7 protein-coding genes are annotated in these 9,696 nt (G+C 41.8%); all 7 read left to right on the forward strand.

Annotated elements, in window-relative coordinates; genetic code table 11:
- Positions 1-14 precede the first annotated feature (14 nt).
- Genes pcrA through PT281_RS03255 form a run of 7 tightly spaced genes read left to right on the forward strand, consistent with a single transcriptional unit; the run spans position 15 to position 9,602 of the window.
- A complete protein-coding gene (gene pcrA, locus PT281_RS03225) occupies positions 15-2,258 on the forward strand; it encodes a DNA helicase PcrA (protein ID WP_277151969.1) in 2,244 nt (747 codons plus the stop codon).
- Positions 2,259-2,296: 38 nt separating this feature from the next.
- Complete coding sequence (gene ligA / locus PT281_RS03230) at positions 2,297-4,309, forward strand: NAD-dependent DNA ligase LigA (protein ID WP_277151971.1); 2,013 nt, start codon at positions 2,297-2,299, stop codon at positions 4,307-4,309.
- A 13-nt stretch (positions 4,310-4,322) separates the two neighbouring features.
- On the forward strand, positions 4,323-5,462 hold the full coding sequence (locus tag PT281_RS03235) for a CamS family sex pheromone protein (RefSeq protein WP_277151973.1): 1,140 nt from the start codon (positions 4,323-4,325) through the stop codon (positions 5,460-5,462).
- 13 nt (positions 5,463-5,475) lie between these two features.
- Entirely contained in the window at positions 5,476-5,778 is a 303-nt protein-coding gene (gene gatC, locus PT281_RS03240; RefSeq protein WP_277151975.1) for an Asp-tRNA(Asn)/Glu-tRNA(Gln) amidotransferase subunit GatC, read from the forward strand.
- Positions 5,778-7,217, forward strand: coding sequence for an Asp-tRNA(Asn)/Glu-tRNA(Gln) amidotransferase subunit GatA (gatA, locus tag PT281_RS03245; RefSeq protein ID WP_277151977.1), 1,440 nt, complete (start codon positions 5,778-5,780; stop codon positions 7,215-7,217). The genes gatC and gatA overlap by 1 nt, the downstream gene beginning before the upstream one ends.
- Positions 7,218-7,220: 3 nt before the next feature.
- A complete protein-coding gene (gatB, locus tag PT281_RS03250) occupies positions 7,221-8,651 on the forward strand; it encodes an Asp-tRNA(Asn)/Glu-tRNA(Gln) amidotransferase subunit GatB (RefSeq protein WP_277151978.1) in 1,431 nt (476 codons plus the stop codon).
- Between the two features lie 30 nt (positions 8,652-8,681).
- Complete coding sequence (locus tag PT281_RS03255) at positions 8,682-9,602, forward strand: diacylglycerol kinase family lipid kinase (protein ID WP_277151980.1); 921 nt, start codon at positions 8,682-8,684, stop codon at positions 9,600-9,602.
- The last annotated feature ends 94 nt before the right edge of the window (positions 9,603-9,696 follow it).

A 9,696-nucleotide genomic window follows, 5' to 3' on the forward strand; every position in this document is an offset into this window, starting at 1 on the left:
TGAAGGGAATTAGAATGAGCGAAGAATCAATTTTAGCAGGATTAAATCCGCAGCAGGAAAAGGCCGTTAAGATTACCGAAGGTCCGCTGCTGGTTGTTGCTGGTGCAGGCTCCGGCAAGACCTCGGTGTTAACCAGACGGATTGCTTATCTAGTTGAGGTTAAAGGTGTATTGCCGTGGAATATTTTGGCAATTACTTTTACTAATAAGGCTGCCAAGGAGATGCGCGAGCGTGAACAAAAATTATTGGGTCCAAGCGCCAATGATATTTGGATGTCAACGTTCCATGCTCTATGTGTGCGCATTTTACGCCGCGATGCCGATAAAATTGGTTACAGCCATAACTTTTCTATTGCTGACTCATCCGAACAGTTAACCTTAGTTAAGCACCTTGAAAAAGAACTGAACATTAACCCTAAAATGTATGAACCACGGGGAATTTTGTCGGCAATTTCAAATGCTAAGAATGACTTGTTAACGCCGCAGGCTTACAAGGCAAGTGCAAGTTCGCCCTTTGAAAAAATGGCTGCTAAGGTTTATGCAGAATACCAGCGCCGGCTTAAACACGATCAAATTATGGACTTTGACGATTTAATCATGCAGACATTGGTGCTGTTTAAACAAGATCCGACCGTACTGCATTACTACCAAAACAAATTCCGTTATCTACTTGTTGATGAATATCAGGACACTAACCAGGCACAATACGAGTTATGCCATGAATTAGCAGCGCAATACCAGAATATTTGTGTGGTTGGGGATGCTGACCAGTCAATTTATGGTTGGCGTGGTGCTAATATGGAAAACATCATGAACTTTGAGCATGATTACCAGGACGCTGGTGTGCAGACCGTTAAGCTGGAACAGAATTACCGTTCGACTGGTCATATTTTGTCCGCCGCAAATGCCGTAATTAAAAATAACCGCAACCGCAAAGCAAAGAACTTGTGGACTGATCAAGGTGAAGGCGCCAAGATTACTTATTATAAGGCTCAAAGTGGTGATGATGAGGCGCACTTCATCATTAGTAAAATTCAAGAAGAGGTTAAAGCAAAACATCGTTCTTACCATGATTTTGCTGTTTTATACCGGACAAACGCGCAGTCGCGAACAGTCGAAGAATCGTTTGTGAAGTCTAATGTGCCATATCAGATTGTTGGTGGGCATAAATTTTATGACCGCAAAGAAATCATGGATATTATGGCCTATTTAAAATTAGTGGCTAACCCAAGTGATGCCATGAGTTTTAATCGGATTGTCAATACACCTAAACGTGGGATTGGTGCGGTAACAATTGATAAGTTCATGGCACTTGCCCAAGAGAACAACTTGTCATTACTTGAGACGTTCGACCATTTGGGAATGTCGGGAATTTCGACTAGGGCTGCGGTTAAATTGAGTGACTTTGGCGCTAAATTGTGTGATGCCATTAAGTTTGCCCAAGACCATAGTGTAACTGGCTTAACCGAAAAGATTTTGCAGGACTTTGGCTATACGGCAGCGCTTAAGAATGAACATACGATTGAAGCAGAAACACGCTTAGAAAACTTAGATGAATTTTTGTCGGTTACTAAGCGCTTTGATGAACAGTATGAGACCGAAAGCGATGATAACAACCCGCTAAGTGATTTCTTGGCAGAAGTTTCTTTACTGAGTGACCAAGATGATTTGGCTAATAATGACGACCAAGTTACCTTAATGACGCTGCATGCGGCTAAAGGACTAGAGTTTCCAGTTGTTTTTTTGGTGGGGATGGAAGATGGCTTGTTCCCATTATCGCGGGCACTATTAGAAGACGATCAATTAGAAGAAGAACGGCGTTTAGCGTATGTCGGCATTACCCGGGCACGGCAAGAGCTGTTTTTGACTAATGCTTATTCACGTATGATGTTTGGCCGGATGCAGAATAATCCGCCGTCAAGGTTTTTGGAAGAAATTGACGCTAAAGATCTTCAAGTTGAAAATCCTAACGCTGGTAATACAATTGCCAGCGGCTTTCAAGCACAGACGCCGCCGTTTGCCAAAGCAGGCGAACGTGCTCGCGCACAGGTTTATACACCTAAGGTTAAGCCGGCAGGTGCTGTTGGTGCCGAGAAGAAGGGCTGGAATGTTGGCGATCAAGTTGAACACAAGGCTTGGGGTCGCGGTGTCGTGACTAAGGTCAATGGCACAGGTGAGGATATGGAACTTGATATTGCCTTCAATGGTAAGGGAATTAAGCGGCTTTTAGCGGCATTCGCCCCAATTAAAAAGGTATAATTAAATTAAAAGTTAAAGAATTAATCAGGAGGAAGAAAATGGCAGATTTAACTCTTGATGAGGCCAAAAAAGAGGTTGCGGGACTAAGGGCAGAACTTAATAAATGGGCAGAAGCCTATTATTCTAAGGATGCACCTGAAGTCGAAGATAATGTTTATGACCAAAAATACCAGCGGCTAGTTGAACTTGAAAAGCAGTTTCCCCAATTAGTAACGCCGGATTCAATTACGCAAAAAGTTGGTGGACAGATTGATTCTGAGTTCACCAAAGTGGATCATGAAATTCCAATGTTGTCGATGGGGGATGTCTTCTCTAAAAAAGAACTGCAGGAGTTTGATGATCGGGTACAAAAGCTAGTGGGGCATCCAGTCGCTTACAATGTTGAGTTAAAGATTGATGGCTTGTCGATTGATCTTGAATATACAGATGGCAAGTTGGTACGAGCTTCAACGCGTGGTAACGGCCGAGTTGGTGAAGACGTGACGGCTAATGCTCGTTATATTGCTGACATACCACAAGTTTTACCAGAAAAAATCACGACAGAAGTGCGTGGTGAATGTTACATGGGTAAAGAGGCCTTTGCTAAATTAAACGCTGAACGTGATGAAAAAGGTGAGGCGGCCTTCGCCAATCCCCGCAATGCGGCTGCTGGTTCCTTGCGGCAATTAAACGCTAAGGTAACTAAAGAACGAAATTTAAGTACTTTTATCTATACTTGGGTGAATCCGCCGCAAGAAATTACTAGTCAGCATCAAGCGATTAGTGAAATGGCAAGGCTGGGCTTTCATACTAACGATACGGGTCGTAAGTTAGCCAAGATGGCTGATGTTTTTGCCTTTATTGACGAATACACGGCTAAGCGTGACACACTTTCATACGGCATTGACGGGATTGTCTTGAAGGTTGATAACCTAAGCCTGCAGCAAAATATGGGTAACACGGTCAAGGTTCCGCGTTGGGAAATTGCTTATAAGTTCCCACCAGAAGAACAGGAAACTGTGGTACATGAGATTAAATGGACAGTCGGTCGAACCGGCGTGGTAACGCCAACGGCAATCATGGATCCCGTGCAGTTAGCAGGAACGACCGTGTCACATGCGGTTTTGCATAATGCCGACTTGTTAAAGGAAAAGGATGTACGCATTGGCGACACGGTCTTGCTGCACAAGGCCGGTGATATTATTCCGGAAATTTCACAAGTTGTTTTGACTAAGCGCCCTAAGGACTCACAGCCGTATCCGATTCCGACAACCTGTCCATCTTGCGGGCAAAAGCTAATTCACTTAGAAGGTGAAGTTGCTTTGCGCTGCGTTAATCCATCATGCCCAGCCCAGATTGAAGAAGGAATTACGCATTTTGCGTCACGACCAGCGATGAATATTGATGGTTTGGGACCAAAAATTGTGCGTCAATTAATCACTAACAATTTGGTCCATAATGTTGCCGATCTTTATCGGCTAGACGCGGACGATTTGGCAAAACTGGATCATTTTAAGGAAAAGTCCATTAATAATTTATTGACAGCGATTGCTAATTCGAAGCAAAATTCGGTTGAATTACTGCTCACGGGACTTGGAATTGACCATGTTGGTGCCAAGGCCGCGCGCTTAATTGCCCAAAAGTTTAAAAATATGACAAAGATTATGTCAGCTAGCGTGCAAGATGTTGCCGCAATCGCTACAATAGGCATGACGATTGCGGAATCACTGACGACTTATTTTGCGCAACCTGAAGTTGCCGAGCTGATTGCGGAACTAGCAAGACGCGGGGTTAATATGAATTACTTGGGAGTAACTGCGGAAGAAACTGCTGAAATTCCCGATAATTACTTTAAGGATAAAAAAGTCGTGTTAACTGGTTCACTTGCCCACTTTACACGTAGTGAATTTACTAAGAAGCTACAGGCATTAGGTGCCAAGGTAACTGGTTCAGTTTCGAGTAAGACAGACTATGTAATTTATGGCAAAGATGCTGGCTCCAAGTTTGCTAAGGCGCAGCAGCTTGGGGTTCCAGTTTTAACGGAAGAAGAAGCAATTGCCCAAATCAAATGAAGGAATAACTAAATTGAAAAAATATGTGCACATTTTAGCGCTTTTGGGAGCAGCATTAACCTTAACGGCTTGTGGTAATTTAAAAAATTCAGACTTGGCCAATAATGCTAAAACTTCGTCTAACTCTAAGGCTAAGACTTATCAGACAACTGATACGGGTAGAAATGGCTATACAGTTTTGTTAAAGGACGGGCATTATATCACTAGTCCGATTTCTGGATTAACAGCAACTGACAATGACAATTCTGTTGATACGCGTGAACTTGAGCGCGGGTTAGTCCAAATCTCAAAAGACGTCTATTCTACTAATTCCAATGTCTTTCAGGAAGGTCAATATATTAGTGCGGCGATGGCTAATGATTGGCTGGGGCGCAAGTCTAAGGCAAATCCGTTGGGGCTTAACCCAGAAGAAGGTACCAAGAAGAACTACAATCCATATTATTTAGAAGAAATCTTAGAGCAGGATTATTTGGCAGGGTCAGGTTCCAATTATCACATTAACGGAATGAGTATTGGTTTAGCGATGAATTCGGTTGATTATTATCAAAAAACTAAAGATGGCGCTGAATATCAGGATACAATTTCCCGTTCTGAGCAAAAAGCTGCGGGGCAAAAGGCAGCTGAACAAATTATTGCTCGCCTGCGTCAACGTAAGGCACTTAAGAATGTTCCGATTACTGTTGGTCTTTTTTCCAAGTCAGCCAAAGACTCATTAGTTGGTGGAACTTACTTTTTGAGCGGGACAGCGGCTGCTAATAGTAGTAAAATAACTAAATGGAAATCTATTTCCGCGCAAACGGAAGTGTTGCCGACTGTTGGCAATAAAAAAGCAATTAATAGTAGTGATGCCTCGAGTTTCAATAGTTTTAAGGCATCAATTCAAGATTATTTTCCAAATATCAGTGGTGTAACAGCCACTTTGCGCTATGAAAATGGTAAGTTAAGTCAAGAAAATATTTCAATTACCACTCAATTTTACGGTTACGAGCAGGTGCAGAGTTTTACACGGCTGGTTTTATCAACAGCCAAAAAGTACTTGCCAGATAACGTGCCGGTTGAAATTAAGATTGGTTCTGTTAATGATATTCAGGCTTTAGTTGCTAAAGAAACAGCAGATAGTAGTTATCAAGTCCATATTTATGGCGGTGAATAAGGAGGGTCTAATAGTGGAAATCACAGAAGACACAATTAAGCACGTGGCAACCCTGTCACGGCTTGAATTTAATGAAGATGAAATCGGTACAGTTACCGAACAGATGAGTTCAATTATCAACATGGCCGACCAATTATCAGAAGTTGATACTGAAGGTGTTGATGAAACAGTGCAGGTTGTTGATCGCGACACTGTTTTCAGAGAAGACAAGCCAGAACACTGGCAAAGTCGTGCTGAATTAATGAAGAATGTTCCTGAACAAGCCAATGGCTTCATTAAGGTTCCTGTAATTATTAATAAGGATGAGGACGAGTAATGAACTACTTAAATGAAGATATTGACTCATTAAACAAAAAACTGGCACAGGGTGACTTATCAGCTGAGAAGCTTGCTCAGGATACTGTTGCAAATATTAAGAAGACTGACGACAAGCTGAATGCTTGGATTACTGTTCAAGAAGATGCCAAGCCAGCTGCTGATTTAGACTTTGCGAAGAATAAGCTTGCTGGTATTCCAATTGCTGTTAAGGACAACATCATTACTGATGGCGTTAAGACTACTGCTGCCAGTCATATTTTGGATAACTATATTCCAGTTTATGATGCAACTGTTATTGAAAGATTGAAGAAGGCACAAGCAACTTTTGTTGGTAAGACCAACATGGATGAATTTGCGATGGGTTCTTCAACTGAACATTCATACTTTGGCGCGACTCATAACCCGTGGAACTTAGATAAGGTTCCTGGTGGTTCATCCGGTGGTTCTGCTGTTGCTGTTGCTTCCGGTCAAGTAGTTGCAGCACTTGGTTCAGATACCGGTGGTTCAATCCGTCAGCCGGCTGCCTTTAACGGAATTTTTGGCATTAAGCCAACTTATGGCCGGGTTTCACGTTGGGGTCTAATTGCCTTTGGTTCATCACTTGATGAAATTGGGGTAATGAGTAAGCGTGCTAAGAGTGCTGCTGAAGTATTAAACGTCATTGCTGGTAGCGATGACCATGATTCAACCTTGTCAACTCGTGAAGTTCCTGATTTTACCCAATTTATCGGTCAAGATGTTAAGGGCTTGCGGGTTGCCGTTGTTAAGGAATACATGGATGCCGTTGATGGTGAAATGCACGATGTCATTCAACAGCAAATTGATGCTTTAGAAGATGCTGGTGCGATTATCAGTGAAGTATCATTGCCATTAACTAAATATGTTGTTCCTGACTATTACATTATTGCTTCAAGTGAAGCTTCATCTAACTTGCAAAGATATGATGGTATTCGTTATGGCTACCGTGCTGACGACACTAAGAACTTGCTTGATGTTTACGTTAAGTCACGTTCAGAAGGCTTTGGCACCGAAGTTAAGCGGCGGATTATGTTAGGTTCGTTTGCATTGTCAGCTGGTTCATATGACCGCTTCTTCAGACAAGCTGCTAAGGTTAGAACCTTAATTTGTGATGAATTTGATGAAATTTTCGCTAATAATGATGTTATTGTTGGGCCAACAACTACTGAACCAGCATTCGGTATTGGCAGTGAAATTTCTGACCCAATTAAGATGTACAACAACGATATTTTGACAATTTCTGCTAACTTAGCCGGTATTCCAGCGGCCAGTGTTCCAGCAGGTCTAGTTGACGGAATGCCTGTTGGCTTCCAAATTATGGCTAAACGTTTTGATGAAGGCAGTATTTTTAAGACTGCTGACTTTATTGAACGCACGAACAAGTTTTATGAAAAAACACCAGCAGGAATGGAGGATTAACTGATGAATTTTAAATCAACGATTGGATTCGAAGTCCACTTCGAATTAAAGACAAAGAGTAAAATTTTCTCACCTTCTCCAGTAAGTTACGGTGCTGAAGCTAACACTGAAACTAACGTTATTGACTGGGCAATGCCGGGAGTTTTGCCATTTGTTAACAAGGACGTTTACCGTTTGGGAATCATGGTTGCCTTAGCAACTCATGCACATATTTTACCGACCACGCACTTTGACCGGAAAAACTACTATTACCCAGATAGTCCTAAGGCTTACCAGATTACGCAATTCTTCCAACCATTAGCTCGTGATGGCTATGTCGAAATTGAAGTTCATGGTAAGAAGAAGCGTATTGGTATTCACGAAATGCATATCGAAGAAGATGCTGGTAAGAATACTCACGGTACTAACGGCTTTTCGTATGTTGACTTAAACCGTCAGGGTGTGCCGCTGTTAGAAGTTGTTTCTGAACCAGAAATCGCTGATCCAGAAGAAGGTTATGCTTACCTTGAAAAGTTGCGTAAGATTGTTCAGTTTACTGGTGCTTCTGACGTTAAGATGGAAGAGGGTTCAATGCGGGTTGATACCAACATTTCGATTCGCCCAGCTGGTCAAAAAGAACTTGGTACCAAGGTTGAAATGAAGAACTTGAACTCATTTGAACACGTGCGTAAGTCACTAGCTTATGAAGAAAAACGTCAAGCTCAAGTTTTACTGTCAGGTGGACGCGTTCAATTATCAACACGTCGGTTTGATGATGCAACTGGTAAGACTGTTCTTGAGCGGGTTAAAGAAGGCGACGCTGATTATCGTTACTTCCCAGAACCAGACCTTGCTCCAGACCATATCAGTCAAGAGTGGATTGATGAAATTGCGGCAACTTTGCCACGTTCAGCTGAAGAACGTTACAACCAATATGTTAACGACTTTGGTTTGAAGGACTATGATGCTAATGTTTTACTGCAAACTAAGGAAAGTTCCGACTTCTTTGATGCAGCAGTTGCTGCAGGGGCTGATCCTCAATTAGCTGCTAACTGGATGAACACGCAAGTTAATGGTTACTTGAATGATAACCGTGTTGAGTTAGCTGACATTAAGTTAACGCCAGAACACTTAGCTGCCATGATTAAACTGATTAAAGACGGAACAATTTCTTCTAAGATTGCTAAGAAGGTCTTCGCTGAAACTATTACCAATGGTACTGATCCTAAGAAGTATGTTGAAGATCAAGGCATGGTGCAATTATCTGATACCAGTATCTTGGAACCAATGGTTAAGGAAGTTGTCGATAGCAACCCTCAATCAGTTGAGGACTTCAAGAATGGTAAAGATCGTGCTATTGGTTACCTTGTTGGTCAATTAATGAAACAGACCCGTGGTAAGGCTAACCCAAAGGTAATTAATAAGCTGTTGAATGAAGAACTAAACAAACGTTAATGTTGATTTTTAAGTAATAAGGTAGTAACTATGACTAAAAAAGCAAGATTGATTTATAATCCTGTATCTGGTCACGAACAGATGCCTAAAAATGTCGCTGATATTTTAGACGTCTTAGAACGTGCTGGCTATGAGGCGAGCGCTTTTAGGACTACACCAGAAAATAAAAGTGCCCAGCAAGAAGCAACACGGGCTGCAACCGAGGGCTTTGACCTGATTGTCGCGGCTGGCGGTGATGGTACCATTAATGAGGTGGTTAATGGTATAGCCTTTTTGGAAAAACGCCCGAAGATGGCAATTATTCCGGCGGGGACAACCAATGATTATGCTCGGGCACTGCATATTCCGCGTGATAGCATTGCAGCAGCAGCTGAAGTTATTTTAGATAACAAGACCCGCAAGATGGATATCGGTCAAGCTACTTTTGCTGATGAAGACCAATACTTTGTCAATATTGCCGCTTGTGGATCCTTAACGGAACTAACTTATGGTGTACCATCAGAGGTTAAGTCGGCATTAGGCTATGCTGCATATTTGATTAAGGGTGCGGAAATGTTGCCGCACTTGACTGAAAATGAATTACGCCTGACTTATGATGCTGGTGTTTATGAAGGTAAACTGTCAATGCTTCTTTTGGGGATGACCAATTCGATTGGCGGTTTTGAGCAAATAATGCCCGATGCCGAATTAAGCGATGGCTTATTTCAGTTAATTATTGTTAAGCCATCTGATCCGGTAAAATTGCTGCGTTTGATGGCCTTAGCATTAAATGGTAAGCATGTTGATGATCCAGATATTATTTATACCAAGACTCGCGGTTTAAAGATTGATCTGATTGGTAAGAGTGAAGGTCAAAAATTACCGGTTAATCTTGATGGTGAAATTGGCGATTACTGCCCAGTTACTTTTAAGAATTTACAACAACGGATTGAATTTTACGTTGGTGAATAAAATAATAGTGTTATTTTTCCAAAGAGGAAGGTAGCACTATTTTTATGCTTAATAATAATTTTCAGCCGCAAAAATGCGGCTTTTTTGATACCTA

The sequence above is a fragment of the Lactobacillus sp. ESL0701 genome (genome assembly GCF_029433445.1).
Taxonomy (GTDB): Bacteria; Bacillota; Bacilli; order Lactobacillales; family Lactobacillaceae; genus Lactobacillus.